This window comes from Asanoa iriomotensis (genome assembly GCF_016862515.1).
Classification (GTDB): Bacteria; Actinomycetota; Actinomycetes; order Mycobacteriales; family Micromonosporaceae; genus Asanoa; species Asanoa iriomotensis.
In genome coordinates this window covers 21,587-48,425 of the sequence record NZ_BONC01000002.1, presented here as the reverse complement: position 1 = coordinate 48,425, position 26,839 = coordinate 21,587, and the positions used below count along the sequence as shown (strand labels likewise).

The 26,839-nt window shown below is 70.0% G+C and carries 28 protein-coding genes and 4 tRNA genes; 5 read left to right on the top strand and 27 right to left on the bottom strand.

Annotation, left to right across the window (positions count from 1 at the left end; all coding sequences use genetic code 11):
- Window positions 1-9 precede the first annotated feature (9 nt).
- The 5 genes from rpoB to Air01nite_RS01885 all read right to left on the bottom strand — a co-directional run bounded on the left by rpoB (window position 10) and on the right by Air01nite_RS01885 (window position 6,562).
- Window positions 10-3,441, bottom strand: coding sequence for a DNA-directed RNA polymerase subunit beta (gene rpoB, locus Air01nite_RS01905; RefSeq protein WP_203700016.1), 3,432 nt, complete (start codon window positions 3,439-3,441; stop codon window positions 10-12).
- A gap of 453 nt (window positions 3,442-3,894) precedes the next feature.
- Window positions 3,895-4,281, bottom strand: a complete 387-nt coding sequence (rplL, locus tag Air01nite_RS01900) for a 50S ribosomal protein L7/L12 (protein WP_203700015.1) — start codon at window positions 4,279-4,281, stop codon at window positions 3,895-3,897.
- A 42-nt stretch (window positions 4,282-4,323) separates the two neighbouring features.
- On the bottom strand, window positions 4,324-4,878 hold the full coding sequence (rplJ, locus tag Air01nite_RS01895) for a 50S ribosomal protein L10 (protein WP_203700014.1): 555 nt from the start codon (window positions 4,876-4,878) through the stop codon (window positions 4,324-4,326).
- A gap of 291 nt (window positions 4,879-5,169) precedes the next feature.
- Window positions 5,170-5,832: a hypothetical protein gene (locus Air01nite_RS01890; protein ID WP_203700013.1), complete on the bottom strand. Its 663-nt coding sequence runs from the start codon at window positions 5,830-5,832 to the stop codon at window positions 5,170-5,172.
- A gap of 1 nt (window position 5,833) precedes the next feature.
- Window positions 5,834-6,562, bottom strand: coding sequence for an ABC transporter ATP-binding protein (locus Air01nite_RS01885; RefSeq protein WP_203700012.1), 729 nt, complete (start codon window positions 6,560-6,562; stop codon window positions 5,834-5,836).
- A gap of 107 nt (window positions 6,563-6,669) precedes the next feature.
- On the opposite strand from Air01nite_RS01885, the gene Air01nite_RS01880 reads away from it, so the two are divergent.
- From Air01nite_RS01880 to Air01nite_RS01865, 4 genes are all read left to right on the top strand, one after another.
- Window positions 6,670-7,452 (top strand): hypothetical protein, encoded by a 783-nt coding sequence (locus Air01nite_RS01880; RefSeq protein ID WP_203700011.1) that lies wholly within the window; start codon window positions 6,670-6,672, stop codon window positions 7,450-7,452.
- Complete coding sequence (locus Air01nite_RS01875) at window positions 7,449-7,868, top strand: GntR family transcriptional regulator (RefSeq protein ID WP_203700010.1); 420 nt, start codon at window positions 7,449-7,451, stop codon at window positions 7,866-7,868. The genes Air01nite_RS01880 and Air01nite_RS01875 overlap by 4 nt, the downstream gene beginning before the upstream one ends.
- A gap of 77 nt (window positions 7,869-7,945) precedes the next feature.
- The gene (locus Air01nite_RS01870; protein WP_203700009.1) at window positions 7,946-8,365 is read left to right on the top strand and encodes a hypothetical protein; all 420 of its coding nucleotides are present in this window, start codon (window positions 7,946-7,948) and stop codon (window positions 8,363-8,365) included.
- Entirely contained in the window at window positions 8,349-9,050 is a 702-nt protein-coding gene (locus tag Air01nite_RS01865) for a class F sortase (protein ID WP_203700008.1), read from the top strand. The genes Air01nite_RS01870 and Air01nite_RS01865 overlap by 17 nt, the downstream gene beginning before the upstream one ends.
- Before the next feature lie 54 nt (window positions 9,051-9,104).
- Here Air01nite_RS01865 and rplA read toward each other — a convergent pair whose 3' ends face one another.
- The 14 genes from rplA to Air01nite_RS01795 form a co-directional block, all read right to left on the bottom strand.
- Window positions 9,105-9,815: a 50S ribosomal protein L1 gene (gene rplA, locus Air01nite_RS01860; RefSeq protein WP_203700007.1), complete on the bottom strand. Its 711-nt coding sequence runs from the start codon at window positions 9,813-9,815 to the stop codon at window positions 9,105-9,107.
- Window positions 9,816-9,876: 61 nt separating this feature from the next.
- A complete protein-coding gene (gene rplK / locus Air01nite_RS01855) occupies window positions 9,877-10,308 on the bottom strand; it encodes a 50S ribosomal protein L11 (protein ID WP_203700006.1) in 432 nt (143 codons plus the stop codon).
- A 105-nt stretch (window positions 10,309-10,413) separates the two neighbouring features.
- Complete coding sequence (nusG, locus tag Air01nite_RS01850) at window positions 10,414-11,151, bottom strand: transcription termination/antitermination protein NusG (protein WP_203700230.1); 738 nt, start codon at window positions 11,149-11,151, stop codon at window positions 10,414-10,416.
- Window positions 11,152-11,207: 56 nt separating this feature from the next.
- A complete protein-coding gene (secE, locus tag Air01nite_RS01845; RefSeq protein WP_203700005.1) occupies window positions 11,208-11,585 on the bottom strand; it encodes a preprotein translocase subunit SecE in 378 nt (125 codons plus the stop codon).
- Between the two features lie 124 nt (window positions 11,586-11,709).
- Window positions 11,710-11,782, bottom strand: a tRNA-Trp gene (locus Air01nite_RS01840).
- 81 nt (window positions 11,783-11,863) lie between these two features.
- Complete coding sequence (locus Air01nite_RS01835; protein WP_203700004.1) at window positions 11,864-12,265, bottom strand: MaoC family dehydratase; 402 nt, start codon at window positions 12,263-12,265, stop codon at window positions 11,864-11,866.
- Window positions 12,266-12,268: 3 nt separating this feature from the next.
- On the bottom strand, window positions 12,269-12,715 hold the full coding sequence (locus Air01nite_RS01830; protein ID WP_203700003.1) for a MaoC family dehydratase N-terminal domain-containing protein: 447 nt from the start codon (window positions 12,713-12,715) through the stop codon (window positions 12,269-12,271).
- A gap of 117 nt (window positions 12,716-12,832) precedes the next feature.
- The gene (gene rpmG, locus Air01nite_RS01825) at window positions 12,833-13,000 is read right to left on the bottom strand and encodes a 50S ribosomal protein L33 (protein ID WP_030436491.1); all 168 of its coding nucleotides are present in this window, start codon (window positions 12,998-13,000) and stop codon (window positions 12,833-12,835) included.
- A gap of 110 nt (window positions 13,001-13,110) precedes the next feature.
- A tRNA-Met gene (locus tag Air01nite_RS01820) sits at window positions 13,111-13,183 on the bottom strand.
- A gap of 13 nt (window positions 13,184-13,196) precedes the next feature.
- Window positions 13,197-13,269, bottom strand: a tRNA-Thr gene (locus Air01nite_RS01815).
- Window positions 13,270-13,351: 82 nt separating this feature from the next.
- Window positions 13,352-15,892 (bottom strand): putative bifunctional diguanylate cyclase/phosphodiesterase, encoded by a 2,541-nt coding sequence (locus Air01nite_RS01810; protein WP_203700002.1) that lies wholly within the window; start codon window positions 15,890-15,892, stop codon window positions 13,352-13,354.
- Between the two features lie 43 nt (window positions 15,893-15,935).
- Window positions 15,936-16,133 carry a hypothetical protein gene (locus Air01nite_RS01805; RefSeq protein WP_203700001.1) on the bottom strand — a complete coding sequence of 66 codons (198 nt, stop codon included), beginning with the start codon at window positions 16,131-16,133 and terminating at the stop codon, window positions 15,936-15,938.
- Window positions 16,134-16,654: 521 nt separating this feature from the next.
- Window positions 16,655-17,080: a VOC family protein gene (locus Air01nite_RS01800; protein WP_203700000.1), complete on the bottom strand. Its 426-nt coding sequence runs from the start codon at window positions 17,078-17,080 to the stop codon at window positions 16,655-16,657.
- A 126-nt stretch (window positions 17,081-17,206) separates the two neighbouring features.
- A tRNA-Tyr gene (locus Air01nite_RS01795) sits at window positions 17,207-17,287 on the bottom strand.
- A gap of 148 nt (window positions 17,288-17,435) precedes the next feature.
- On the opposite strand from Air01nite_RS01795, the gene Air01nite_RS01790 reads away from it, so the two are divergent.
- Window positions 17,436-17,933, top strand: a complete 498-nt coding sequence (locus Air01nite_RS01790; RefSeq protein ID WP_203699999.1) for a YajQ family cyclic di-GMP-binding protein — start codon at window positions 17,436-17,438, stop codon at window positions 17,931-17,933.
- Window positions 17,934-18,083: 150 nt separating this feature from the next.
- Here Air01nite_RS01790 and Air01nite_RS01785 read toward each other — a convergent pair whose 3' ends face one another.
- The 8 genes from Air01nite_RS01785 to Air01nite_RS01750 all read right to left on the bottom strand — a co-directional run bounded on the left by Air01nite_RS01785 (window position 18,084) and on the right by Air01nite_RS01750 (window position 26,839).
- Window positions 18,084-19,343, bottom strand: coding sequence for an MFS transporter (locus Air01nite_RS01785; RefSeq protein WP_203699998.1), 1,260 nt, complete (start codon window positions 19,341-19,343; stop codon window positions 18,084-18,086).
- 87 nt (window positions 19,344-19,430) lie between these two features.
- Window positions 19,431-20,318, bottom strand: a complete 888-nt coding sequence (gene htpX, locus Air01nite_RS01780) for a zinc metalloprotease HtpX (protein ID WP_203699997.1) — start codon at window positions 20,316-20,318, stop codon at window positions 19,431-19,433.
- Between the two features lie 274 nt (window positions 20,319-20,592).
- Entirely contained in the window at window positions 20,593-22,080 is a 1,488-nt protein-coding gene (locus Air01nite_RS01775) for an NADH-quinone oxidoreductase subunit N (protein WP_203699996.1), read from the bottom strand.
- Window positions 22,077-23,600, bottom strand: a complete 1,524-nt coding sequence (locus Air01nite_RS01770) for a complex I subunit 4 family protein (protein ID WP_203699995.1) — start codon at window positions 23,598-23,600, stop codon at window positions 22,077-22,079. Before Air01nite_RS01770 ends, Air01nite_RS01775 begins: the two co-directional genes overlap by 4 nt.
- Window positions 23,597-25,450 (bottom strand): NADH-quinone oxidoreductase subunit 5 family protein, encoded by a 1,854-nt coding sequence (locus Air01nite_RS01765; RefSeq protein ID WP_203699994.1) that lies wholly within the window; start codon window positions 25,448-25,450, stop codon window positions 23,597-23,599. The genes Air01nite_RS01770 and Air01nite_RS01765 overlap by 4 nt, the downstream gene beginning before the upstream one ends.
- Window positions 25,447-25,791 carry an NADH-quinone oxidoreductase subunit NuoK gene (nuoK, locus tag Air01nite_RS01760; protein WP_203699993.1) on the bottom strand — a complete coding sequence of 115 codons (345 nt, stop codon included), beginning with the start codon at window positions 25,789-25,791 and terminating at the stop codon, window positions 25,447-25,449. The genes Air01nite_RS01765 and nuoK overlap by 4 nt, the downstream gene beginning before the upstream one ends.
- Window positions 25,788-26,291, bottom strand: a complete 504-nt coding sequence (locus Air01nite_RS01755; protein ID WP_203699992.1) for an NADH-quinone oxidoreductase subunit J family protein — start codon at window positions 26,289-26,291, stop codon at window positions 25,788-25,790. The genes nuoK and Air01nite_RS01755 overlap by 4 nt, the downstream gene beginning before the upstream one ends.
- A complete protein-coding gene (locus tag Air01nite_RS01750) occupies window positions 26,288-26,839 on the bottom strand; it encodes a NuoI/complex I 23 kDa subunit family protein (RefSeq protein WP_203699991.1) in 552 nt (183 codons plus the stop codon). Before Air01nite_RS01750 ends, Air01nite_RS01755 begins: the two co-directional genes overlap by 4 nt.

The following is a 26,839-nucleotide window of genomic DNA, read 5'->3' as shown; positions in this document are numbered from 1 at the left end:
GGCCACTACTCACACTTCCTCGACGCTGCTCGGCTCACGCCGGGACAGGTCGATGCCGAGTTCCTCCGCGGCGCGGAACACCTCGTCGTCGGTCTCGCGCATCTCGAGAGCGACGCCGTCGCTGGAGAGCACCTCGACGTTGAGGCACAGCGACTGCAGCTCCTTGAGCAGCACCTTGAACGACTCCGGGATGCCCGGCTCCGGAATGTTCTCGCCCTTGACGATCGCCTCGTAGACCTTCACCCGGCCCAGGACGTCGTCGGACTTGATCGTGAGCAGCTCCTGCAACGCGTACGCCGCGCCGTAGGCCTGCATCGCCCAGCACTCCATCTCGCCGAACCGCTGGCCACCGAACTGCGCCTTACCACCCAGCGGCTGCTGCGTGATCATCGAGTACGGGCCGGTCGACCGAGCGTGGATCTTGTCGTCGACCAGGTGGTTCAGCTTCAGGATGTAGATGTAACCGACCGCGATCGGGTCGGGCAGCGGCTCGCCGGAACGACCGTCGAACAGCTGCGCCTTGCCGGATCCGCCGACCAACTGCACCCCGTCACGGTTCGGCAGGGTGCTGCTGAGCAGGCCGGTGATCTCCTCTTCCTTGGCACCGTCGAAGACCGGCGTGGCCACGTTGGTGTCCGGCACGGACTCGCCGGCACCGATGGACTTCAGCGCGGTCTTCCACTTGGCGTCGTCGCCATCGATCTTCCAACCGGTCTTGGCGACCCAACCGAGGTGGGTCTCCAGGACCTGGCCGATGTTCATCCGGCTCGGCACACCGAGCGGGTTGAGCACGATGTCGACCGGGGTGCCGTCCTCGAGGAACGGCATGTCCTCGACCGGCAGGATCTTGGAGATGACGCCCTTGTTGCCGTGGCGGCCGGCGAGCTTGTCGCCGTCCTGGATCTTGCGCTTCTGTGCCACGTAGACGCGGACCAGCTCGTTGACGCCCGGGGGCAGCTCGTCGCCGTCCTCGCGGGAGAAGGTCCGGACGCCGATGACCGTGCCGGTCTCGCCGTGCGGCACCTTCAGCGAGGTGTCCCGGACCTCGCGCGCCTTCTCACCGAAGATCGCGCGGAGCAGCCGCTCCTCCGGGGTCAGCTCGGTCTCGCCCTTGGGCGTGACCTTGCCGACCAGGATGTCGCCGGTGACGACCTCGGCGCCGATCCGGATGATCCCCCGCTCGTCGAGGTCGGCGAGCATCTCCTCGCTGACGTTCGGGATGTCGCGGGTGATCTCCTCCGGGCCCAGCTTGGTGTCGCGGGCGTCCACCTCGTGCTCCTCGATGTGGATCGAGGTGAGGGTGTCCTGCTGCACCAGCTTCTGGGACAGGATGATCGCGTCTTCGTAGTTGTGACCCTCCCAGGGCATGAACGCCACGAGCAGGTTGCGCCCGAGCGCCATCTCGCCCTCGTCGGTGCACGGACCGTCGGCGATGACCTGGCCAGCCTCGACCCGGTCGCCCTCGAAGACCACCGGCTTCTGGTTGACGCAGGAGCCGGAGTTGGACCGACGGAACTTGTGCAGCAGGTAGGTCCGGCGGTGGCCGTCGTCCTGGTGCACGGTCACGTAGTCGGCGCACAGGTCCTCGACCACGCCACCGACCTCGGCCACGACCACGTCGCCGGCGTCGACCGCGGCACGGTATTCCATGCCGGTGCCGACGAACGGGGACTCGGCCTTGACCAGCGGCACCGCCTGGCGCTGCATGTTGGCGCCCATCAGTGCCCGGTTGGCGTCGTCGTGCTCGAGGAACGGGATCATCGCGGTCGCGACCGAGACCATCTGCCGAGGCGAGACGTCCATGTAGTCGACCGCGGCGCCGGCCACGAAGTCGACCTCACCGCCCTTCCGGCGAACGAGGACGCGGTCCTCGGCGAAGGTCCCGTCGGCCTTGAGCACGGCGTTGGCCTGCGCCTTGACGAAGCGGTCCTCCTCGTCGGCGGTCAGGTAGTCGATCTGGTCGGTGACCCGGCCGTCCTCGACCTTGCGGTACGGCGTCTCGATGAAGCCGAACGGGTTGACCCGCCCGAACGTCGAGAGCGCACCGATCAGGCCGATGTTCGGGCCTTCCGGCGTCTCGATCGGGCACATCCGGCCGTAGTGGGACGGGTGCACGTCGCGGACCTCGAAGCCCGCCCGCTCACGGGAGAGACCACCCGGGCCGAGCGCGCTCAGCCGGCGCCGGTGGGTGAGACCCGCCAGCGGGTTGGTCTGGTCCATGAACTGCGAGAGCTGCGAGGTGCCGAAGAACTCCTTGATCGCCGCCACGACGGGGCGGATGTTGATCAGGGTCTGCGGCGTGATCGCCTCGACGTCCTGGGTGGTCATCCGCTCGCGGACGACGCGCTCCATGCGGGACAGGCCGACCCGAACCTGGTTCTGGATCAGCTCGCCAACCGTCCGCAGGCGCCGGTTGCCGAAGTGGTCGATGTCGTCGGCCTCGTAGCCCTCCTCACCGGCGTGCAGCCGGCAGAGGTATTCCACGGTGGCGACGATGTCGTCCTCGGTCAGCGTGCCCTTGTTGATCGGGACGTCGAGCTCGAGCTTCTTGTTGAACTTGTATCGACCGACCTTGGCGACGTCGTACCGCTTCGGGTTGAAGAAGAGGTTGTCGAGCAGGGTCTGCGCGTTCTCCCGCGTCGGCGGCTCACCCGGCCGCAGCTTGCGGTAGATGTCGAGGAGCGCCTCGTCCACACCGGCGATGTGGTCCTTCTCGAGCGTGGTCATCATGAGCTCGGACCAGCCGAACCGCTCACGGATCTGCTCGTTGCTCCAGCCGACCGCCTTGAGCAGGACGGTGACCGCCTGCCGACGCTTGCGGTCGATCCGGACGCCGACGGTGTCGCGCTTGTCGATGTCGAACTCGAGCCAGGCACCCCGGCTCGGGATGACCTTGACGCTGGACAGGTCGCGGTCGGAGGTCTTGTCCGGCTGCTTGTCGAAGTAGACGCCCGGCGACCGGACGAGCTGGCTCACCACGACCCGCTCGGTGCCGTTGATGATGAACGTGCCCTTGGGCGTCATCATCGGGAAGTCACCCATGAACACGGTCTGGCTCTTGATCTCGCCAGTCGTGTTGTTGGTGAACTCCGCGGTCACGAAGAGCGGCGCGCAGTAGGTGAGGTCCTTCTCCTTGCACTCCTCGATCGAGGCCTTGACCTCGTCGAAGCGGGGCGCGGAGAAGGAAAGGGACATGGTGCCAGAGAAGTCTTCAATCGGACTGATCTCATCGAGAATCTCTGCGAGACCCGAGCGGGCGTGCGGATCATCAGCCGACCGGCCCTGCCATGCCTCGTTGCCCACCAGCCAGTCAAAGGACTCGGTCTGGATGGCGAGGAGGTTGGGGACCTCGAGGTGTTCGGTGATCCGGCCGAAGGAAATTCGGCGGGGAGCGAAAGCGCTCGACGTACGACTGGTCTTCGCAGGGCGGGAAGCTGCCAAGATGCGTCCTTCCGAGGACCGGTGTTGCTGAACGGCCGTTGTTCGTGCAGTCCGACGGGCCCTACCCGCAAACGTCCAGTGGACATTACGGACAGGGTCATAGACGGAAGACACGGCAAACTAGCAGTGTAGCCGAACGGCTAACCGCTGTCCAGCCCACAGCGCAGGCGGTCGCGGAGCGTGTCTTCGGGGCGCCCAAACGGGCACCAACCGGGACGCTCAGAACGCGTCTTCTGCACCTCTGGCCGGATATGGGGCACATACCCAACCGGTGGCCGTTGCAAGCGCGGAAGGTCTTGCTGATGTCAGCGTGCCTGTCAGCACACTCCGCGTCAAGGGTTCTGACGCGGGTCGGACCAGGTCTTTGAACTTGATCCGCTATGAGCGTACGCCGACGGGCGGCGATCCGGGACCTTGGTCCGGGAAATCGCCGCCCGTCGACACGTGCGGGACTTACTTGAGGGTGACCTTGGCGCCCTCGGCCTCGAGCTTGGCCTTGGCCTTCTCCGCGGTCTCCTTGTTGACCTTCTCGACGACGGCCTTCGGCGCCGCCTCGACCAGGTCCTTGGCCTCCTTGAGGCCCAGGCCGGTCAGCTCGCGCACGACCTTGATGACCTGGATCTTCTTGCCACCGTCGGCGTCGAGGATGACGTCGAACTCGTCCTGCTCCACGACCTCCTCGGCGGGGGCGCCGCCGGCGGCCGGGCCCGCGGCGACCGCGACGGGCGCGGCGGCCTTGACGTCGAAGGTCTCCTCGAACTGCTTCACGAACTCGGAGAGCTCGATCAGCGTCATCTCCTTGAACGCGTCGAGCAGCTCGTCGGTGCTGAGCTTCGCCATGTTTCCTAACCTCTTTTGGTAGATCGTTGGTCTGTGGTGCGCTCAGGCCGCGTCGGCGGCCGGGGCGCCTTCCTGCTCGCGCTTGTCCTGCAGAGCGGCGACCGTGCGGACGGTCTTCGACAGCGGCGCCTGGAACAGGGCCGCGGCCTTGGCCAGGTTGGCCTTCATGCCGCCGGCCAGCTTGGCCAGCAGCACCTCGCGGGACTCGAGGTCGGCCAGGCGGTTGACCTCAGCGGCCGTGATCGCCTTGCCCTCGAAAACGCCGCCCTTGATGACGAGAAGCGGGTTGGCCTTCGCGAACTCGCGCAGGCTCTTCGCCGCTTCCACGACGTCGCCGGAGACGAAGGTGAGCGCGGTAGGACCGGTGAACAGCTGCTCGAGGCCGTCGATGCCCGCCTCCGACGCTGCCCGCTTGGCCAGCGTGTTCTTGGCGACCGAGTAGGTGACCTCCGTGCCGAGCGAGCGCCGCAGCTGGGTCATCTGCGAGACCGTCAGACCGCGGTACTCGGTCAGCACGGTGGCGCCTGAGCTGCGGAACTGCTCGGTGAGCTCGGCGACGGCGGTGGCCTTGTCGGCCCGAACCGGCTTGTCCGCCATGTCCCTCCTTCCAAATGCTCGAAGCTGGGTGGCCCCGGCAAAGCGAAACGCCCCGGCGCAGGGCGCACGGGGCGGGAGGGCGACATGGTCGCGGGCTCACGAACCGTCCAACCTGCGCGGGCCGCCCACGGTGCGGGGCCTTCGACCGCGCCTTGCGGCGCGATGACCAGCGGTCTCTGGTGGAACTTCGCAGCAAAGGGTACGCGACGCGGTGTCGCGGTGCCAAATCGGTTCTGGGACGCGGTGTCGCGGCGCCAAATCGGTTCTGGGACGCGCTGTCGCGTCGCCAAATCAGCTTCGGGTGCGCCGGAGGCGGACGTAGATCGCGACCACGACGGCGGTCCAGAGCACGGCCTGGAGGGTCAGCGTCGCGATGGAGGCGCTGCCGGGTTGGTCCGCCAGCCGCCGGGCGGTGGCCATCAGGGGTGGCGCCAGCCAGGGCGCGACCGAGCCGTTCAGGCCGAGGACGATCGCCAGCACGGAACCGGTCACGAGGACGGCTATGCCGTACAACGTCGATCTTGTCACCGGCCGGCTGGCCAGCGCGCCGAGGCCGACGGCGGCGACCAGGCCGGCGACGTGGGCCCAGAGGCCGGGCGCGATGCCGGCCGGGCCGGTGACCGAGCCGAACAGCCAGGGCAGGACCATCGCGAACGCGACGGTGGCCAGGCCGACGACCGCGGCGGCGAGCAGCCCGGCGGTGACCTCCCGGCGCGGTCCGACGACGGCGACCGCCAGCCGGCGCTGCACGTCGGGCTCCGTGTCCAGCAGCAGCTTGGCCTGCCAGGCGATGACGGGGAACAGGGCGACGGCGGAGAAGCCGTACGCCTCGGCCGCCTCGGACCGCCCGCCGCCGTAGATGATGCCGACGACGACCAGCGTGCCGAGCAGGCCGGGCAGGGCTCGGCCGCCGCGGGTGAACGCGGCCAGCCGCATCCGGACAAGAGCGCCCATCTCAGACACTCGCCTTCGCGCGGACGGCGACCACGTCGTGGCCGGCGGCGCGCAGGGCGGCCGCGGCGTCCTCCGCCTCGGCGGCCGGCACCGCGATCTCGATGATCGCGGTCTCCCCCGGCGTCGCCTCGCCCGGCGTGACCGTGCCGCCGGCGACCGTCCAGGTGGTCGCGCCCGGCAGCCGCCCGGTCTCGCCCCGGTGGTCGCTGACCAGCACGATGCCGCCGGCCGCGGTCACCTCGCCGACGATCGCGGGCACGAGGTCGCGGGCTGCGGCGTCGAGGCCCTCCCACGGCTCGTCGAGGACGAGCAGCCGCGGGCCGGGGATCAGCGCCTGCGCCAGCCCGACCTTCTGGGCGGTGCCCTTGGACAGTTCACCCAATCGGGTGGCGCGGTAGGGGGTCAGGCCGAGGCGGTCGATCCAGACGCCGACGGCGGCCGGGTCGGCGACCCGCTGCACGCGGGCCATCGCGGCGAGGTAGCCGTCCACGGTGAACGGCTGGTCGGCCGGGAAACGCTCGGGCACCCACCCGACGGGCCCGGGCCGTTCACGGACGGCGCCCGCGCTGGGCCGGAGCACGCCGGCGGCCAACTGGAGCAGGGTCGACTTGCCGACGCCGTTGCGGCCGAGGACGACGGCGGTGCCGCCGGCCGGGAGATCGAGCGAGACGTCGCGCAGCACCCATGCGCCGCGCCGCCCGTAGCGGTAGGAGACCCCGTCCAGACGCACGCGGGTGACTCTCCCACGTCCGCCGGGGAAACGGAACCTTTGCATCAAGTCCTTGATACAAAGGAGGTCAGCTTGTTCTAATCGTCCGATACAAACGAGGAGGGTGAATGGCGCACAGTCGATTCCTGCGGCTGGCCGGTCTGGCGGCCGGCCTGTTCGCGGCCTGGTTGCTGACGGCCGGCGACGAGGCCGGCCTGAGACCGGCGTTCGCGGTGCCCGTCCTCGCGGCACTGCTCGCCGCGGGCCTGCTGACGGCGGACCGGACGGTGGCCAGGCCGGTCGGCACCGGTGTGCGCAGTGCGCGCCTGGTGCGGCGGCGCACGTTGGACCTCGTGCCAGCAGTGCCGGCGACGGGCGTAGCGCTGTTGACAGTGGCGCTCGGCGGCCTGCTCGGCGTGACGGGTCCGGCGTCGACGCCGCACACCCGCTCGATGTCCATCCCGAACAACCCGCTGGATGGCCGGCACATCGGTTGCGTCTCCGGCGGGATCGCCCAGTCGGGACCATGGCCGGGCTGGTTCTACGCGATCCCGATCGGCGCCACCCTGGTGCTGGCCGCGATCGCCGCGGTGGTCGCTCTGCGCCGGGTCGTCACCCGCCCGGTCGACGGGCCGGCCGGCGACGCCTACCGGCGGGACACCGCCGTCAGCATCGTGGCTGCGCTGGGCGTGCTGGTCGGCACGTCGGTGGCGGGTGCGGCCCATTTCACGCACTCGGTGCTCGGACAGCCACTGGTCTGCGCCGATCCGGTGGCGCAGGAGGCCCGCCCATGGCTGGTCGCGCTCATGGTGGTCGGGGTGGTCGCGACGGCGTACTACGCCGTACGGCTGGTGTTCCCGTCAGCGGCCGCCACCGCGGGCCCGGTCCGCTCGGTCGTGCCGGCCCGATGAGCGGCGACCCGATCATCACGGTGGATCCGAGCCAGCCGGTTCCGCCGTACGTGCAGATCCGCGACCAGATCGCGGACCTGGTCAGCACCGGCGGCCTGGCAGCCGGCACCCGCCTGCCAACGGTCCGTCAGCTCGCGGCCGACCTCGGCCTCGCCAACGGGACGGTCGCGCGGGCGTACCAGGAACTGGAGGCCGCCGGCCAGCTCGAGACCCGTCGCGGCGGCGGCACGCGGGTCGCGCCACAGGCCGGGGGGCGCCGTGCGGCGGTGGTGCGCGAACACGCCCATGAGTTCGCCACCACCATGCGCCGGCTCGGCGTGACCGCCGCCGAGGCCCTGGCCGCGGTCGATCAGGCGTTCGAACTCGGGGACTCGGACAGAAAGGACCTGACGGTTATTAGCGTTCAATCCGAGTAAAACGCGCAACAGGGCTAGTCTCGGTCATGGCTCGGCTGTTCGTCGAGTCACACGGGGGTTAGAAGGGGACTGCACTCATGTCAAAGAAACTCGTCGGCAAGGTTCTCGCCAGCCTCGCGCTGGGCGGAGTGACTCTGCTCATCGCGCCCGGCGTCGCGATGGCGGCAGACCCGTCCGACGCGGCGCAGTGGGCCGGCAAGGACGACAAGGCCGCGCACTGCGAGAAGCCTGAGTGGGACGGCAAGAAGGACTCCGAGTGGAGCGGCAAGAAGGAAGAGGCCGCTCCGATGGACAGTGCCAAGAAGGACGAGGGTGGCAAGAAGGACGACGAGAAGAAGGACGACTGCAAGCCGCCGAAGGGCTGGGTCGACGGTGGTGTCGCGGGCGTGAGCACCGACGGCACGATGGCCGCCACGGGTGGCGTCCTCGTCGGCGCGGCCGCGCTGGGCGGCCTCGTCCTCCTGCGCCGCCGGCGGACCGATGGTTCCGTGGCCTGAGGCCTCGACGGCACGAGCCGGCGGCCGCCGCGGTTGGACACCGTGGCGCGCCGCCGGCGCTGTGCTGGTCGCCGTCACCGCGCTCGCCGGCGTCGGGTTGCTCGGTGCGTCCATACAGCAGACGCCCGTGCCACCGAAACCCCTCGCCGCCGCCGCACCGGAGTTCGAGCCGACCACGCCGGCCGCGACTCCTGGTGCCACACCGACCGCGACACCGACCACGCCCGCTGTGTTGGACCGGTCCGATCCGGTCACCATCTCGATCAAGCGGATCGGCGTCGACGCCCAGATCATGAACCTGGTGCTCAAGAAGGACGGCACGCTCGCGGTGCCGCCGCTGAACAAGGCCCAGTTGGCGGGCTGGTACTCGCTCGGGCCCTCGCCCGGCGAGATCGGCAACGCGGTCATCGTCGGCCACGTCACCACGGCCACCGACCGCGCGGTGTTCTTCGCGCTGGGGAACCTGCGGCCGAAGGACACGATCTCGGTCAGCCGCAAGGACGGCACGACCGCGACCTTCGCCGTCGACGGCGTGAAGTCGTACCCGAAGAAGAGTTTTCCGACCGCGCTGGTCTATGGGCCCAACGAGAAGGCGGGCCTGCGGCTCGTCACGTGCGGCGGCGACTTCGACTCGAAGGCGAAGAACTATTTGGACAACGTCATCGTGTTCGCGACCGCCGTCTGAAACGACGAATCGCCCGCCACCCTCGAGGGTGGCGGGCGATCGGCGTCGTGGAACTCAGGCCTCGGTCTCGCGGAGGTTCTTGACCACCTTCGGGTCGACCGGGACGCCCGGGCCCATCGTGGTGGTGAAGGTGACCTTCTTGAGGTAGGTGCCCTTGGCGGCGGACGGCTTGGCCCGCAGGACCTCGTCGAGCACCGCCGCGTAGTTGTCGACCAGCTGATCCTCGGAGAACGAAGCCTTGCCGATGATCAGGTGCAGGTTCGAGTGCTTGTCGACGCGGAAGGTGATCTTGCCGCCCTTGATGTCCGAGACGGCCTTGGTCACGTCCATGGTGACGGTGCCGGTCTTCGGGTTCGGCATCAGGCCGCGCGGGCCCAGGATCCGCGCGATCCGGCCGATCTTGGCCATCTGGTCGGGCGTGGCGATCGCCGCGTCGAAGTCGAGCCAGCCCTCTTGGATGCGGGCGACCAACTCGTCGGTGCCGACCTCGTCGGCGCCCGCCGCGGCGGCTTCCTCGGCCTTGGCGCCGGCCGCGAACACGATGACGCGCGCGGTCTTGCCGGTGCCGTGCGGCAGGTTGACCGTGCCGCGGACCATCTGGTCAGCCTTGCGAGGGTCGACCCCGAGGCGCATCGCGACCTCGACCGTAGGGTCGAACTTGACCGTGGTGGAACCCTTGGTGAGCTTGACGGCTTCGGCCGGGGTGTAGAGCTTGTCCCGGTCGATCTGCTCCGCCGCCTTGCGGTAGCTCTTGCTGCGCTGCATGTCTGTCTATCTCCTGTGGTAGTTGGCGGACCGCGTCAACGGCGGCCCTCCCACGAACGGGTCAGTCGCGGACCGTGATGCCCATCGACCGAGCGGTGCCGGCGACGATCCGCTCGGCGTGCTCGACGTCGTTGGCGTTGAGGTCGGACATCTTGCGCTCGGCGATCTCGCGGAGCTGGGCGCGGCTCACGGAGCCGACCTTGGCCGAGTGCGGCGTGCCGGAACCCTTGGGCACACCGGCGGCCTTGATCAGCAGGCGCGCGGCGGGCGGGGTCTTCAGCACGAAGGTGAAGGTGCGGTCCTCGTAGACGGAGATCTCAGCCGGGACGATGTCGCCCCGCTGCTGCTCGGTCTCCTTGTTGTACTGCTTGCAGAACTCCATGATGTTCACGCCGTGCTGGCCGAGCGCCGGGCCGACCGGCGGCGCGGGGGTCGCCTGACCCGCCGGCAGCTGCAGCGTGAAGGTCTTCACGAGCTTCTTCTTCGGAGGCATGTCACTTCCTGGGCTTGGGTGGATTCGACCGGCCAATCAAGCCGGAGGGCGCGCACGGTCGAGCGCGGCCCCGGCGGGCCGACGTACAAGCGTAACTCAGCGGTTTTAGATCTTCGCGACCTGGTTGAAGTTGAGCTCGACCGGCGTCTCCCGACCGAAGATCGAGACGAGCACCTTGAGCTTCTGCTGGTCGGCGTTGATCTCGCTGATCGTCGCGGGCAACGACGCGAACGCGCCGTCGGTGACCGTGACCGAGTCGCCGACCTCGAAGTCGAGCACCTTGACCTCGACCTTGGTCTTCTTGGTCTGCTCGGTCTCGACCGCGGGCGCCAGCCACTTGAGCACCTCGTCGAGCGAGAGCGGCGCGGGACGGTCGGCCCGGTCGGTGGCGCCGACGAAGCCGGTGACCCCAGGCGTGTTGCGCACGCAGGAGTAGGACTCCGGGGTCAGCTCCATCCGGACCAGGATGTAGCCCGGGAAGACCTTGTTCTGCACCTGGAGGCGCTTGCCGTTCTTGACCTCGACCTCTTCGCGGGTCGGCACCTCGACCTGGAAGATGAACTCCTCCATGTCGAGGCTCGTGATCCGGGTCTCGAGGTTGGTCTTGACCTTGTTCTCGTAGCCGGCGTACGAGTGCACGACATACCAGTCGCCGGGCGCGTAGCGCAGCTTCTGCCGAAGCTCGGCAACCGGGTCGTAGTCGTCGTCGGGCTCGACCAGCGTGGTGGTCTCCTCGCTGGCGTCGGTGTCGCCCGTGGCGGCCTCGGTCGAACCGTCGGTCTCCGCCGTGGCCACCGACGACTGCTCGTCGATGATCTCGCCGGTCTCGTCGTACTCAGGCACGCTCATTCACTTCCGTCTGTGTGTAGGCCGGCGCCGGCGGCCATGCCGCTGACGCCTCAGTTGCCGAAGACCGCCAGGACGCCCTTGGCGAACCCGAGGTCCAGGAAGCCCACGACCGTCAGCATGAAGGCGACGAACACGACCACCACGGCCGTGTAGGTCAGCAGCTCCTTGCGGGTCGGCCAGATGACCTTACGCAGCTCGGCGACGACCTCGCGGAAGAACCGGGCGATCCGCCCGAAGAACCCCACGCGACCGGTTTCGGTGCGCTTGGACGTGCTCTCTCCGGCCTTGGCGACACGCGAACGCGTGGCGGTGCCGCCGCGGGAGACAGGCTCGTCTTCGTCGGCGTCATCGTCGACAGCGTCGTCGAACGCCTCGTCGTCAACGCGGTCGTCGGCGAACTCGTCGTCGCGCCGATTCTTCTCGGCCACTTCGCCCTCCGTCGCGGTCGTGGTGGTGTCACGCCGACCTTAGCGGCTCGCGGGGCTGGCCTGTCGCCGTCAGGGGCTCTGCTCGGCGATGCCATTCCACGTCAAGCCGGTCAGGCCATAGGCGCAGGGGTGACAGGACTTGAACCTGCAGCCTGCGGTTTTGGAGACCGCTGCTCTGCCAATTGAGCTACACCCCTGTGCGGGTTGCAACCCCACGAGCGCAAGCAGCGTCGTAGGAGTCACGGACCCCACGGCGGACCAGTGTACGGGTACCCGCCCTACTTTCCCAACCGGGAGGTTCGCACCGTCGCCTTCGCCTGCGACAGCACCTTTTCCCCGCCGCACACGGCGGTGATGGCGAGCACGGTGTGACCCTCGTCCGTGGTGCCTTTCACCTGCGCGGACACCTCGACCTCGGTGCCGGATTCGTCGTCGGGCACCGGCACCGGACGGCTGAACCGGACGGAGAAGTCGACAACGGCGTCGGGCGCGCCGGCCCAGTCGGTGACCGCGCGGCCGACCAGGGCCATGGTCAGCATGCCGTGGGCGATCACGCCGGGCAGGCCGACCTTGGTGGCGAACCGGTCGTTCCAGTGGATCGGGTTGAAGTCGCCGGAGGCGCCGGCATAGCGCACCAGATCGGCCCGGGTGACCGGGTATTTCTTCGTCGGCAGGTCCATCCGTCAGCCCTCCCCGCGGATCACGAGCTTCGACCAGGAGGTCGCCACGGGCGCGCCGCCGGCGTCGGTGATGTCGGTGCGCGTGGTGATGAAGTCGTGGCCGCCGCGCGAGATGATCTCCGCGATCGTCTGCCGGCCGACGAGCTCGTCACCGGCGACGATCGGGCGGGTGTACGAGAACCGCTGGTCGCCGTGCACCACGCGCGAGTAGTCGATCGCAAGGTCGGGATCGTCGACGACGGCGTTGTTGGACGCGAACGAGACCACGGTCGGGAACGTCGGCGGCGCGATCACGTCGGTGTAGCCGAGGGCCCGGGCCGCCTCGGGGTCGTGGTAGGCGGCGTCGGTGGCACCGATCGCGTTCGCGAACTCCCGGATCTTCTCGCGGCCGACCAGGTAGGGCTTGGTCGGCGGATAGCTGCGGCCGACGTACGACGGGTCCAAGGGCATGCGCTGATGGTATCGCCAGGTGCGCGTGTTGCCTGCGTGGCGCGTTGGCAGCAGAACGGCCGGCCCCACCAAGTGGCGGGTGCCGGCCGGCTCTGAAGCTTGTGCGGAGGCGCTAGGTCAGCGCGTCTCGCGGTGCACGGTGTGGCGGCCGTCGCGCGGGCAGAACTTCTTCAGCTCGATGCGGTCCGGGTCGTTGCGCCGGTTCTTCCGCGTGATGTAGTTGCGCTCCTTGCACTCCGTGCACGCCAAAGTGATCTTGGGACGGACGTCGGTCGCCTTGGCCACGGCGGGGTGCCTTCCTCGTAACGGATGTGTCGCTAACCTACCGGCCGACCAGACTACCTGGTGGCGCGGTCATCCAGCAAAACGGGCGCCGGCGGCGCCCGAATCAACAGTAGCGGTGGCCGGACTTGAACCGGCGACACAGCGATTATGAGCCGCTTGCTCTGCCATCTGAGCTACACCGCCGCGGGTGGAACAGAGCCCCCTTACGGAATCGAACCGTAGACCTTCTCCTTACCATGGAGACGCTCTGCCGACTGAGCTAAGGGGGCGCGCGCGATCTAGCTCGCTGACGCGCAGGGGTAAGAGTACACGTCTGTTGTCAGGCCACGAAATCGGGATACCGCGGCTGTGTCAGGGCACCGCGCGCAGGCGGCGCACCTCGCCCGCGGCGGTCGAGTCGGCCTCGGTCTGCGCCGAGAACCAGGCCTCCAGGCGCTCGTAAGGCAGTGGACGGCTGAACAGGAAGCCCTGCCCGATCTCGCAGCCGATGTCCTGCAGGAGCTCGAGCGTCAGCTCGCTCTCGACGCCCTCGGCCACCACGGTCAGGCCGAACTGCTGCGAAAGGGTGACGACCGCGTTGACGATGGCCAGGTCGGCCGGGTCGGTCGCCATGCCCTGCACGAAGACGCTGTCGACCTTCACCTCGTGCACCGGCAGCCGGCGCAGGTAGGACAGCGACGAGTAGCCCGTGCCGAAGTCGTCGACCGACAGCCGGACGCCGATGTCGCGCAGGCGGCGCAGGGTGGGCATCGGACGGTCGGTGCCGTCCAGGACGCCCTCCTCCTTGATCTCGAAGGTCAGCCGGTGCGGCGCCACCCCGTATTCGCCCAGGAGCTCCTGCACCCGCGTCGGGAAGTCCGGGTCGATCAGCGTACGCGCGGAGAGGTTGACCGCGATCGAGAGTGGATGGTCGGTGGCCGACCAGTCCCGGCACCGCTTGAGCCCCTCCTTGAGCACCGCCTCGGTCAACCGGGCGAGCTGCCCCGTGTGCTCGGCGACCGCGACGAAGTCTTCCGGCGGCACGGCGCCGTGCACGGGGTGCTCCCAGCGGGCCAGGCACTCGACGCCGATCAGCCGGCGGTCGGCCAGCGTCACCTTGGGCTGGAAGTAGACCTCGATCTCGTCGTTGTCGAGCGCGGTGCGCAGGTCGCCGGCGAGCGCGAGGCGGCGCACCGAGCGCGACTCCAGGCCCGCGTTGAAGAGCTGGATGCTGCCGGGCACGGTCTTGGCCGCCGTGGCCGCCAGGTCGGCCCGCTGCAGCAGCGTCGCGGCATCACCGCCGTGGTCCGGGTAGACGGCGACGCCGACAGCGGTCTCGATGTCGAGGGTCAGGGAACCGAAGACCATCTCGTCGCGGATCTCGGTGCGCAACCTGACCGCGAGCGCCTCGGCGCCGGCTGCGTTGTCGACCCGCAGGGTGACCGCGAACTCGTCACTGCCGAGCCGGCCGACGAGCGCGCCCGACGGCGCGTGTGTCCGGAGCCGACGCCCAACCTCGGCGAGCACCTGGTCGCCCGCGCCGTGGCCGAGCGTCTCGTTGACCTGGCGCAGGCCGTCGACGTCGAACAGCAGCACCGCGACCTGTTCGCCGGGCGCGCGCACCCCGACCGACTCTTCGAGCGCGGCGGTGATCCTCCGGCGGTTGGCCAGCCCGGTGAGGCCGTCGTGGTAGGCGTCGTGCCGCAGCCTCTCGACGAGTCGTGAGTTCTCGACCGCGACCGCGGCGTGCGCGGCGATGGTCTCCAGCAACCGCACGTCGCTCAGCCCGAACGTGGCAAGGTCCCCCAGGCGGTTGGTGACCTCGATGCAGCCGATCACCGCTGAGCCGGCGCGCAGTGCCACCACGATCGCGTCCTTGGCCCCGGTGCCCCGCAATGCGCCACGCATCTTCTCGCCGCCGAGTTTCGAGCCGATGGCGATCGTCTCGCCCGTGGCGAGCACCTTGCGCCGGACCGACTCGTCGATGCCGACGAGGTCGGTCAAACCGGAGTCGTCGACCCGGGCGGACAGCAGCACCTCTGGATAGCGGCCGAGCGGCGGCAGCCAGAGCGTCGCGTACTCCGCCTGCAGGAGCCGGCGCACCCGGTGCAGCAAGACGTCGGTCAGCGTGCCGTCGTGCGGCGTGTCCGCGATCGCTCGAGTGAGGTCGTAGATCTCGCTGAGCGTGCGGTGCTGCCGCAGGAACTGGGCGTAGGACCGATACGCGATCACGAAGAACGCGGCGAGGGCTGCCAGCAACACGACCGCCCACGGGCCGTTCTGCAGCAGCGCGAGCGTGACCAGGCCAATAGTGATGTTGATGCCGGCGACGATCAGGCCCGGCGTCGCGATGCGCACGAGATCTTGGCTGGAGATCCGGCCTTGGACGAGGGTGATGACGCCTACCGTCACAGCGAGCGTCAACAGGACTGCAGCCATCACCGCGGAGCCGAGCGAGACCCACTCGTAGGGACCGGCCTCGCCCTCCCCCCGCAGATGCGCTGGGTTGAAGGCAAACACGATCAGGCCGGCGAGCGACACGGCGGCCGCATGGCTCGCGACGTTGAACCACAGCTTGATCGGCGGGACCCGCCGGCTCGCCTGCGCGATGACGGACGCCAGAACGCGAATGAGCACGACGTTCATCGGCGGCAGCCAGAACAGAGCGAGGAGAACCGGGATCTCGACGAGAGTGACGGTGAACGCCTGGCGCCGCACCTCGAACATCAGCACGACACGGTCGGCCGCGATGAACAGGCCGAGGAAGAGGAGCCCGGAGAGCCAGGAGACGGAGGGCCTCGGCTCGTTGATGCCGAGAAACAGGGTGGCCAGGACAGCGGCCAAGCCGACCGGTGCGGTCAGTAACCAGGCAAGCTCCTGATTACGACGGAATCCGCCTCGGAGTGTGACCACCGGCCCGCGCCTTCACCCTCCGTCATCGGGGAGCTGGAACTGACTAGTTCCAGTCGAAACCGAACGCCTGTAGCGCGCCCTCTTGGAAGGAGGAGGTGACGGTCGGGCCGACCGACTCGACCTGCTGGTTGTCGATATAGGCCGACGCTGACGCGACTCCACCGGCTACCAGGGCACCGAACCCGAGGACGGCGAAAACGGCAGCCCGACCGACCCAACGGCCGAACAAGCGTGCGCGCATCTGAGTGCTCCTGTCACAAAGGTGGGGCGTGTTGAGTAAGAAGATGGTGCCACATCATGCATGGCGACGCACAGAGCATCAGGCTGGGCCCGAACCATCGGCACGTGAAAACCCAACCAATCGTATGAGCCCGACCTTAACCGTTGCTTTGGTCGGTCGCATTTGTCCAGTCGGAACTGCCCGTTCCGGCTGACCGCGTAACAATCCGGAGGATGACCGGACGACCCCGGACGGTGGCCGTGTCGCTGGCGCTGACCAGGGCTGCGAGCGGCCGGGGCGGGCGACTGTGTGCGCTGCCGACGACCATGACGTGCCGCTGATCGCGGGCGACATCGTGAGCACTCGATCTCGAGGTGGCGGTCCCTAAAGGGGGTCCGGTCGACGCCAATGGCCGCTTTGACCTTGGCCGAAGGTTGATCACCGTTTTTGATGTGGATAGTGGAGACATGCTTGTTCTTACGGATGGCGCATGCCAACGTCCCGAGCAGGCGATTCGTTGAATCCTCCACTACCACCGTTGGTTACGCGTTGGGTGCGGGCTGAGGCGGCCAATGGCGGTGCGCGTCGTCCGCCGGGCTCATCAGACCGATCTGGTGCCCGTCCGGGTCGGCCACGATCGCGTAGCGCGAACCCCAGAACGCGTCGAAGGGTGCCTGGCGGCTCTCGTACCCGGCCTCGGTGATCTTCTGCCAGAGCGCGTCGACCTCCGCGCGGCTCCCCACCCGCGTGCCGACCACCCCACTGCCCGGCTGCTGCGGCGGCGATCCGCTGTTCCAGCGCCCGACGGACTCGACCTCGTCGAGCTCGACGGTGAACCCACCCGGGAACGCGAACTCGACGTGCGGCCCGGTCGGCTCTGCGGTCCAACCGAGCAGCTGGTAGAAGGCCAAGCTCGTGGCAATGTCGCGGACGACGAGATTGACCTGAGTCGGAACGGGACCAGTCACCCGTTCAGGATGGCACCAATACACAGCGCGCGATTCCTGAATGCGCATGGGTAATAGCTGGTACCGCCTGGTACGCAAACAGCCCCTGACCGCGTTGCCGCTGGTCAAGGGCTGTTTTCGCACCTGTGGCGGGTGAAGGATTCGAACCTTCGTAGCTTTCGCGACGGATTTACAGTCCGCTCCCATTGGCCGCTCGGGCAACCCGCCAGGGCGTGCCGCCACACCGGATGCGGCAGCGGAAGCAAGGATAGCGGTAGCACCGGCCCGGAACGCAACCGGGTACGGTCGGCATGTTCGCGCCGCCGGGCCGGCCCGTGGACAACGCCAGAAGCCGCACCGACGCAGGAGCATGATCATGGCAGCGAACCCGTCCTTCGACGTCGTCAGCAAGGTCGACCAGCAGGAGGTCGACAACGCCGTACGGCAGACGGAGAAAGAGCTCGGGACCCGTTTCGACTTCCGCGGCACCGGGGCGGAGATCAGCTGGGCCGGCGGCGAGAGCGCCGTCAACCTGAGCGCCGAGACCGAGGAGCGGGTGAAGGCGGCGCTCGACGTCTTCAAGGAGAAGCTGATCAAGCGCAACATCTCGCTCAAGTCGCTGGACGCCGGCGAGCCGCGCGCCTCGGGCAAGACCTACAAGATCGACGCCAAGATCGTGCAGGGCATCGACTCCGAGAAGGCCAAGGCGATCAGCAAGACGATCCGCGAGGAAGGCCCGAAGGGCGTCCAGGCGCAGATCCAGGGCGACCAACTGCGCGTCACGGGCAAGAAGAAGGACGACCTGCAGGCCGTCATCGCCCTCCTCAAGAACGGCGACTTCGGCGTCGCCCTGCAGTTTACGAACTACCGGTAACCCGGCCGCCGCACGCGGGCCGCGCGACCGAACGGTCGCCCGGTCCGCGCTCGCCGCCGGTGGGATGGCAGATCACTCGCTGCGCGACGGGTGCGACCGTCGGCCGCAGGACCGCGCCGACCCAAGGTCGGATCCGGCACCGGCCAGAGGTCAGACCGCTTCCGGCTGCAGCGCGCGCTCCAGGCGCACCGCGGCGAGCGTTTCCGCTCGGCGGATCGGGCCCGACGGTGGTGCCGCGACCAGCGCCGCCACACCCACCGCGGCGCCCGCGAAGATGAACGCCCACGGGACGCCGACCTCGTCGACCAGCCAGCCCGCGACCGCGCCGCCGACCGCCGACGCGGCCACCGACACCGTGACCATCCAGGTGTAGGCCTCGTTCAGCATCGACGCCGGCGCGAGTCGGCCGACCATCGTGTTCTCCACCGTCAGGCCCGGCGCGATCACCACTCCGCCGAAGACCAGGGCGATGCCGAGCGCCCACGGTGACGGCATCACCGCGTAGATCGCGAACGTGCTGGCCAGCAGCGTCAGCAACACCGCGAACTGGCGGGTCATGTTGTCGGCCGACGGGCGCGTGCCGAACCAGAAGCCGCCGACGGCGCTGCCGACCGCCCAGATCGCGAGCAGCACGCCGGCCAGGCTGTCCGGGTCGGCGACACCCTCGGCCGTGGCGAACGCCGGCACGATCACGCCGGTCGCGCCGAACGCCGTGCCGAGGCCGAAGACGCAGACCAGCAGGGCCGGGAAGCCGCCCACCCGGAGGGGGCCGAGGCCCTTGGCGTGCGTCGACGCCGGGTGGGGCTGCCAGCCGCGCATCACCTTGCCGAGCGCCACCACCAGCGTGCCGACCAGGGTCACCACGCCGGCGCCGACGAGGGCTGCGGTGGCGTCGGCGAACAGCAGGAAGCCGGAGACCAGCAGCGGTCCGAGGACGAAGACCAACTCGAACATGGCGGTCTCGGCGGCGAGGGCGAGGTTGCGCAGCGCGTACCGGCCGGTCGAGGGCCCGGTCACGTCGTTCCACGCACCGCGGACCGCGGCGGTCAGGGGCGGATAGGTCGCACCGGCCACCGCGGTCGCCACGTAGATGGCGGCGAGGCCATGGGTGTGCACGAGCACGAGCGCGAGCAGGGCGAGCGGGTGGGCCACGCCGGTGACCAGCAGGACCGGGGTCGGTCCGATCCGGTCCGCGACCCGGCCCGCGAGCGGGCTGACCACGGCGCCGGACACCGCGTAGATGCCGCCCGCGATGCCGGCCGCCGCGAACCGGCCGGTCACGCCCTGAACGACGAGGATCAGCGCCAGCGGGGTCATGCCGATCCCGAGCCGGCCGATGATGCCGAAGACGAACAGCAGCGGCGCGCCCGGGATCCGCCAGACCACCAGGTACTGCCGAAGCGCAGCCACGACTACCACCCCTGTAACGACCGGAAGACCAGCCGAACCTAACGGTCGACTGGTCTTCCGGCCTAACTGTTTACGGGGTGACGCGGGTTACTGGAACTGCACCGGCCCGACCTCGCGCGGGTTGCGGGCCATCTCCTCGAGCCGCCGGACCCGCTCGGCCATCGGCGGGTGGGTCGAGAACAGCTTCGCGATGCCCGCACCGCTGAGCGGGTTGGCGATCATCAGGTGCGCCGTCCGGGTGAACTGGTTGTCCGCGGGCAGCGGGAGCTGCCGCGCCCCGGCGTCGATCTTCCGCAGCGCGCTGGCCAGGGCCAGCGGGTCGCGGCTGAGCGCGGCGCCCGACGCGTCCGCCTGGAACTCCCGGTTGCGGCTGATCGCGAGCTGGATGATCGACGCCGCGAACGGGCCGAGGATCAGCATCGCCAGGAACACGGCCGGGTTCACGCCGTCCTCGTCGTCACTGCCGCCCAGCGGCACGAACCAGGCCAGGTAGGCGAGGAACGTGATCATGCCGCTGATCGCCGCCGCCACGCTCGAGATCAGGATGTCGCGGTTGTAGACGTGTGACAGCTCGTGGCCGATCACCGCACGCAGCTCGCGGTAGTCCAGGATCTGGGTGATCCCGGTGGTCACGGCCACCGCCGCGTGCTTCGGGCTGCGACCCGTGGCGAACGCGTTGGGCTGCATGGTCGGGCTCACGTAGAGCCGTGGCATGGGCTGCCGGGCGTCGGCGGCCAGCTCCCGCACCATCTGGTAGAGCGCCGGGAACTCGGCCTCGCTGACCGGCTGGGCCCGCATCGACCGCAGCGCGATCTTGTCGGACCAGAAGTAGCTGGCACCGTTCATCAGCAGCGAGATGATCAGCGCGATGATCAGGCCGGACGTGCCGGCGACCGCGAAGCCGATGCCGAGAATGAGCGCTGTGAGCAGGCCAAGTAGAGCGGCCGTCTTGAGGCCGTTGTAATGCCTGTGCAACGCGTCCCTCCTTCAGAACGCGGGTGGGGTGACCCGCTGTCCGGTTCAACGCCCCCTTACCCATCGACCATGCCCGCATCTGCTGTGAATTCCCTGAACGTCATGCGCAGAAAAGGACGAACAACCTCATATTTCCCGGATTCGCGCTGGTCCGGGCCGTTGCTCCCGCCGGACACCGCTCCGCTTCGCTCCGCTGCCAGGTCCGCGGTGGTCAAGCGTTAGGAACGGACCGTTCTTATACGGAAAGCGTTAACAACGGACCGTTGCTTGCGATCTAGCCGGCGGCCCAGTCGAGCACCAGCTGTGGTGCGAAGCCGATCGCCAGCGCGAACGCGGTCGCCAGGAGCAGGACCCCGGCCACCGGCCAGGGCACCGCGCGGGCCGGGCGGTCGAGCGGGTCGGGTGCGTAGAGCAGCGCCGCCACCCGGACGTAGTAGGCGAGCCCGACGACAGCGTTGAGGGCGACCACCACCGCGAGCCAGCCCGACGAGCCGGTCAGCAGCGAGCGCACCACCGCGACCTTGGCGAACAACCCCGCCAGCCCCGGCGGGAGCCCCGCCAGGCCGATCAGCGCCAGGGCCAGCGCGGCGCCGATCCAGCGGTGGCGCCGCGCTGCGCCCCGGTAGGAGTCGATCCGGCCGCCGTCGGCGGTCGGCTCGCGCAGCGCGACCACCGCGGCGAACGCGCCGAGTTCGAGGACCACGAAGAACACCGTGTAGGCCACGGCCGCGGTCACCGCAGTGGAGAACGCGTCGCCGGTGCGGCCGTCCGCGAGCGCCAGCGCGCCCAGCGGCGCCAGGATGTAGCCCGCCTGCGCCACCGACGACCAGGCCAGCAGCCGGGTCATCCGGATCTGGCGCAGCGCCACCAGGTTGCCGACCGTCATCGTCAGCACGGCGAGCGCGGCCAGGATCGGGCCGGTCACCGCGGGCGGCAGCGCCACCGTGACCACCGCCAGGATGGCGACCACGCCGCCCAGCTTCGACGCGGTGGAGAGGTAGGCGGCGACCGGCAGCGGCGCGCCGTCGTAGGTGGGCGGTGCCCAGGCGTGGAACGGCACCGCGGCGACCTTGAACGCCAACCCGAGCACGAGCAGGGCGATGCCGACGGAGGTCAGCGGCAGGTCGAGCGCCCGGACGGGTGCGCCGCCGGCCAGCGACACGTCACCGGTCAGCGCCGGCCCCAGGGTGCTCAGGTGCAGCCGGCCGGTCACCGCGTAGAGCAGGGCGGCGCCGAGCAGCGACACCGCGGTCGCCACCACGCTCACGACGAAGAACGTCACGGCCGCCGCGGCGCTCTCCACGGTCTGCCGGCGCATGCCGACCAGCACGTACAGCGGCAGGGTCAGCGTCTCCAGCGCGATGATCAGGGTGACCACGTCGCCCGCGGCGCCCAGCACGACGCCGCCGGTCATCGAGCAGGCCAGCAGGAAGCAGTATTCCCCCGCCGGCGCGACCCCGGCCCGCAGCAGCGGCGCCGAGAGCCCGAGCACGCCGAGCGTCAGAAACCCGAAGAGGGCCGCGACCAGCGCGGACCGGTCGTTGGCGAGATAGGAGCAGGCGTCACCGACGCAGAAGGTCGAGCGGTCGGAACCGGCCCCGACGACGATCGCCGCCACCGCGGTCGCCACGGCACCGCCGGCCGCGACCGCGAGCGTGACCACCCGCCGCGCCACGAACAGGTCGGCCAGGAGCACCAGCACCGCCGTGCCCGCGGCCAGATAACCCGGCAGCAACGCGACGTGGTCCACGGCCTGCGTCACCGGGTCACCGCCTCGATCAGGGACTGCACCGGTGCCTCGGACAGCCCGAGGACCAGCGCGGGCACCAGGCCGACCAGCAGGGCCAGCACCACCAGCGGCGACCAGGCGACCAGCTCCGGGCCGCTGATCCGGATCGCCGGCAGCGGCGGGGCCTCGACCGCGGGCGACGCCGCGCCGTGGGTCACCTTGCCGAGGAGGCGCATGAAGTACGCGGCCGTCAGCGCGCCGCCGATCGCGGCCAGCACGCCCAGCGTCACCCAGCCGGCACCGCCGCGCTCGAACGCCGCCACGACCGCGAAGGCCTCGCCCCAGAAACCGGCCAGGCCCGGCAGGCCGAGCGAGGCGATCGCGGCGAACGCCAGCAGCCCGGACAGCCACGGCGACCGCTCCCGCAGGCCGCCGAGCACCGCGAGGTCACCGGTGTGGAACCGGTCCTTGACCGCGCCGGCCAGGAAGAACAGCAGGCCGGTGATGATGCCGTGCGCCACGTTGCCGATCAGCGCGGCCTGGATGCCGGTCGCGGTCAGCGTCGCGACGCCGAGGAGCACGAAGCCCATGTGCCCGACGCTGGAGTAGGCGATCAGCCGCTTGAGCTCGGTCTGCGCCAGGCAGACCAGGCAGCCGACCAGGATCGCCGCCACCGCCAGCGTGCCCAGCAGCGGCGACGCCCAGCGGGCGCCCTCGGGCGCGACGCCCACCGCGACCCGGATCAGGCCGTAGGTGCCCATCTTCAGCAGCACGCCGGCCAGCAGCACGCTGCCCACCGTCGGCGCCTGGGTGTGCGCGTCGGGCAGCCAGGTGTGCAGCGGCCAGAGCGGGCTCTTCACCGCGAAGGCGATCGCCAGCAGCGTGAACGCGGCGAGCTGCGTGGTCCGGGTCAGGGTGACCGCGCCCGAGGTGAGCGTCACCAGGTCGGCGGTGCCGGCCGCCGCGACGACGGTGAACACGCCGACCAGGAGCAGCACCGAGCCGAACAGCGTGTAGAGGGCGAACTTGCGGGCCGCGTGCCGGCGCTGGTCGCCGCCCCAGCCGGCGATGATCGCGTACATCGGCAGGAGCACGACCTCGAAGAACACGAAGAACAGCACGAGGTCGAGGGCGAGGAACGTGCCGAGCATGCCGATCTCGACGACCAGCAGCAACGCGACCAGCGTGTTCCCCCGCCCACCGGCCGGCACGTGCCAGAGGGTGTAGAGGCAGCAGAGCAGGGTCAACAGCGTGGTCAGCACGACCAGCGGGTACGAGACGCCGTCGACACCGAAATGCAGCCGCAGGTCGAGGGCCGGCACCCAGGACACGTCGACCGAGGTCCACGGCACGATCGGTGGCGCGCCCTGGCCGGACGGCGCGTAGGAGAACCAGCCGGCGGGATGGGCCGTCCCCAGCAGCAGGCTGGCGACGAACGCCAACGCGGCGAAGACCGTGCCACACCAGCGGCCGGCCCGGTCGGGGCACAGTGCCGCGCCGGCCGCGCCGAGGGCGGGCAGGGCGAGCACGGCGACCAGGAACGCCTCGTTCATGTCGCACTCCCGTAGAGCGCGGCCGCGAGCCCGAGCAACAGCACGCCGGCCAGCAGCGCGGTCGCCGCCCGCGGCAGCCCGGCGCGGTGCCAGGCGGCCAGGATGTTGCCGGCGTCGGTTGTGCTCTGGCCCGTGCCCTCGACCGCGCCGTCGACCACCCGCTGGTCGGCCACGGCCGCGCCACGGGCCAGCGCCACCACGGGGCGCACCACGAGCCGGTCCTGCACGGTGTCGAGCCAGAAGGCGTTGTCGAACGTCGACCGCGCCGGGCCGAGGAACCGGGCCGGGTCACCCGCGGTGTCCCGCCGCCACAGCGCCCAGACCAGCACCAGGCCGACCACGAGCGCCGATAGCGGCGCGGCGGTCTCGGCGCCGACGTGGGCCAGGTCGACCTCCGCCAGGTCGAACGGGTTCAGCCGCGCACCGAAGCCGTCGACGAAGGCCAGCAGGCCGAGCAGCGCGCTGGGCACCGCCAGCACGAGCACCGGCAGCGCCATCGGCCAGGGCGGCTCGTGCGCGGTCTCCGCGGCCGGCGACCGGGGCGCGCCGAAGAAGGTGCGCAGCCACAGGCGGCCCGCGTACCAGGCGGTGACCAGCACGCCGGCCAGGCCGACCCCGTAGACCAGGCCCGGCAGCCAACCCGCCCCCGCCGACGAGGCCGCGTGCAGCACCGCGTCCTTGCTCCAGAAGCCGGCCAGCGGCGGCAGGCCGATCAGCGCGCCGAGCCCGATGGTCATGGACCAGAACGTGCCCGGCATCCGCTTGCGCAGCCCGCCCATCGCGGACATCGAGTTGCTGCCCACCGCGTGGATCACCGAGCCGGCGCCGAGGAACAGCAGCGCCTTGAACGCGGCGTGGGTGAGCAGGTGGAACAGCGCGACCGCGGGCGCGCCGACGGCGAGCGCGGCCGCCATGTAGCCGATCTGGGACACGGTCGACCAGGCGAGCACCCGCTTGATGTCGTCCTGGGCGGTCGCCGCGAACGCGCCGATCAGCACGGTGATGACGGCCATGACGCCGAGCACCGGCAGGGCCGGGTCGCCGAGCACGAAGACCGGGTAGAGCCGGGTCACCACGTAGATGCCGGCCGCGACCATGGTGGCCGCGTGGATCAACGCGGAGATCGGCGTCGGGCCGGCCATCGCGTCCGGCAACCAGGTGTGCAGCGGGAACTGCGCGCTCTTGCCGGCGACCCCGGCCAGCAGCAGCAGCGCGGCGGCGGTCACGGTGGCGGCCGGCAGGCCCGGCAGCGAGGCAAGCACCTGCGTGATCCAGAAGCTGCCCGCGTTGACGCCCAGCAGCACGATGCCGAGCAGGAAGCCGACGTCGCCGACCCGCGTGACCAGGAAGGCCTTGACCGCCGCCCGCGGCGCCTCGGACAGCCGCCGGTCGTGGCCGATGAGGAGGTAGGAGCAGATGCCCATGACCTCCCAGCCGACCAGCAGCAGTATCAGGTCGCCGGCGACCACGACCAGCAGCATCGCGGCGGTGAACAGGCTGACCTGGGCGGCGTACGGCGGATAGCGGTCGTCATCGTGCAGGTAGGTGGTCGAGTAGACCTGCACGGCCAGCGCGACCACACCGACCGCGACCGCGACGTAGGTGGCCGCCGAGTCGATCCGCACGCCCCCGGTGACGGTCAGGTCGCCGATGCGTACCCAGTCGACGACGGTCTCGAACGGCTCCTCGACCTTGGCGGCGAGGAGAATCGCGACCACCAGGGCGCCGGCCGCCCCTGCGATGCCGAGAGCAGCCGCCGCGGTTCGCGACCGCAGCGGCAGGACAAACCCCGAAAGAGCCGCCACCAGGGGTACGACGGGCAGCAGCGGCCCGAGCACGTCCACACTCATGTGATCACCCGGGGTTCGTCCAGCTCGCTGGCCGGCGCCGCGTCGAGGCGCACGGTGTCGACGGCGACGCTGGCCCGCAGCCGGTAGAGCTGCAGCACGATGGCCAGGCCCACGCCGACCTCGGCCGCGGCGAGCACGATGACGAACAGGGCGAACACCTGCCCGCCGTGCGGCAGGGTGGCGCGCACGGTGGTGTCGGCGGTGACCAGGATCAGGTTGACCGCGTTGAGCATCAGCTCGACCGCCATCAGCACCAGGACCGCGTTGCGCCGGCGCAGCACACCGTAGACACCGGCGCCGAAGAGCAGCGCACCGATGACGTACGGGATGACCGGTCTCATGACCGGCTCCCGATGTCCGGCCGGGACACGATGATCGCGCCGACCAGTGCGGCCAGCAGCAGCACCGAAAGCACCTCGAACGGCAGCACCCAGGCGCGGAACAGCTCGGTGCCGATGCGCTCCGCGTTGCCGGGTGCGGGCAGCTCGACCGCCGACCACCGGAACGCGTCGGCGAACAGGGCGGCCAGGCCGAGCCCGGCACCACCGCCGATCAGCACGGCCGGCAGGCCGGGGCGGTCGAGGTCCGGGGAGCGGCCGATCGGCGCCCGGGTCAGCATCACCGCGAACAGCAGCAACACGACGACGGCACCCACGTAGATCAGCACCTGCACCCAGGCGACCAGCTCGGCGGTGAGCACGAGGTAGAGGCCGGCGACGGCGCCGAGGCAGACCACGAGGTAGAGGCCGGCCCGGACGAGCTGGTCCGTGGTCACGACGAGGACGCCCGAACCCACCGCCACCGCCCCGAGGGCCAGCAGCAGCACGTCGGCGCCCGTCACCTGGGTGCCCTGGGCGGGCGGGCCGGCGGCGCACCGGGTGCGTCACCGCCGGCGCGCTTGGCCGCGGTCGCCTCCTCCTTGGCCGGCTCGCCGTGCGGGTCGTGCGCGGGCGGGGCCGGCACCGTGGCCATCCACTCGCCGAGCTGCTCCTTGTCGTGCAGCAGGTTCTTGATGTCGTATTCGGCGTACTCGAACTCGGGCGACCAGTAGAGCGCGTCGAACGGGCACGCCTCGATGCAGATGCCGCAATACATGCAGAGCGAGAAGTCGATGTCGAACCGGTCGAGCACGTTGCGCTGGCGCGGGCGGGCCGCGCCCGGCACGACGACCTCTTCCTTGTGCGAGTCGATGTAGATGCACCAGTCGGGGCACTCGCGGGCGCACAGCATGCACACCGTGCAGTTCTCGGTCAGCAGCGCGATCACGCCCCGCGACCGCGGTGGCAGGTCGGGGGCCACGTCGGGGTATTGGTGAGTGTGCGAGCGGCGGGTCATCGTCTTCAACGTGACGGCCAGCCCCTTCGCCAACCCAGCGCCGGGTACACCCAT

What these genes read in the sequence shown, in the direction of transcription:
- rplL (WP_203700015.1), bottom strand. Translation starts at nt 4,281, where the DNA reads ATGGCGAAGCTCAGCACCGACGAGCTGCTCGACGCGTTCAAGGAGATG.
- rplJ (WP_203700014.1), bottom strand. Translation starts at nt 4,878, where the DNA reads ATGGCGGACAAGCCGGTTCGGGCCGACAAGGCCACCGCCGTCGCCGAG.
- Air01nite_RS01890 (WP_203700013.1), bottom strand. Translation starts at nt 5,832, where the DNA reads ATGGGCGCTCTTGTCCGGATGCGGCTGGCCGCGTTCACCCGCGGCGGC.
- Air01nite_RS01880 (WP_203700011.1), top strand. Translation starts at nt 6,670, where the DNA reads ATGGCGCACAGTCGATTCCTGCGGCTGGCCGGTCTGGCGGCCGGCCTG.
- Air01nite_RS01875 (WP_203700010.1), top strand. Translation starts at nt 7,449, where the DNA reads ATGAGCGGCGACCCGATCATCACGGTGGATCCGAGCCAGCCGGTTCCG.
- Air01nite_RS01870 (WP_203700009.1), top strand. Translation starts at nt 7,946, where the DNA reads ATGTCAAAGAAACTCGTCGGCAAGGTTCTCGCCAGCCTCGCGCTGGGC.
- Air01nite_RS01865 (WP_203700008.1), top strand. Translation starts at nt 8,349, where the DNA reads ATGGTTCCGTGGCCTGAGGCCTCGACGGCACGAGCCGGCGGCCGCCGC.
- rplA (WP_203700007.1), bottom strand. Translation starts at nt 9,815, where the DNA reads ATGCAGCGCAGCAAGAGCTACCGCAAGGCGGCGGAGCAGATCGACCGG.
- rplK (WP_203700006.1), bottom strand. Translation starts at nt 10,308, where the DNA reads ATGCCTCCGAAGAAGAAGCTCGTGAAGACCTTCACGCTGCAGCTGCCG.
- Air01nite_RS01835 (WP_203700004.1), bottom strand. Translation starts at nt 12,265, where the DNA reads ATGGACCTGCCGACGAAGAAATACCCGGTCACCCGGGCCGATCTGGTG.
- Air01nite_RS01830 (WP_203700003.1), bottom strand. Translation starts at nt 12,715, where the DNA reads ATGCCCTTGGACCCGTCGTACGTCGGCCGCAGCTATCCGCCGACCAAG.
- Air01nite_RS01805 (WP_203700001.1), bottom strand. Translation starts at nt 16,133, where the DNA reads ATGCGCGCACGCTTGTTCGGCCGTTGGGTCGGTCGGGCTGCCGTTTTC.
- Air01nite_RS01790 (WP_203699999.1), top strand. Translation starts at nt 17,436, where the DNA reads ATGGCAGCGAACCCGTCCTTCGACGTCGTCAGCAAGGTCGACCAGCAG.
- Air01nite_RS01770 (WP_203699995.1), bottom strand. Translation starts at nt 23,600, where the DNA reads ATGAACGAGGCGTTCCTGGTCGCCGTGCTCGCCCTGCCCGCCCTCGGC.
- Air01nite_RS01765 (WP_203699994.1), bottom strand. Translation starts at nt 25,450, where the DNA reads ATGAGTGTGGACGTGCTCGGGCCGCTGCTGCCCGTCGTACCCCTGGTG.
- nuoK (WP_203699993.1), bottom strand. Translation starts at nt 25,791, where the DNA reads ATGAGACCGGTCATCCCGTACGTCATCGGTGCGCTGCTCTTCGGCGCC.
- Air01nite_RS01750 (WP_203699991.1), bottom strand. Translation starts at nt 26,839, where the DNA reads ATGGGTGTACCCGGCGCTGGGTTGGCGAAGGGGCTGGCCGTCACGTTG.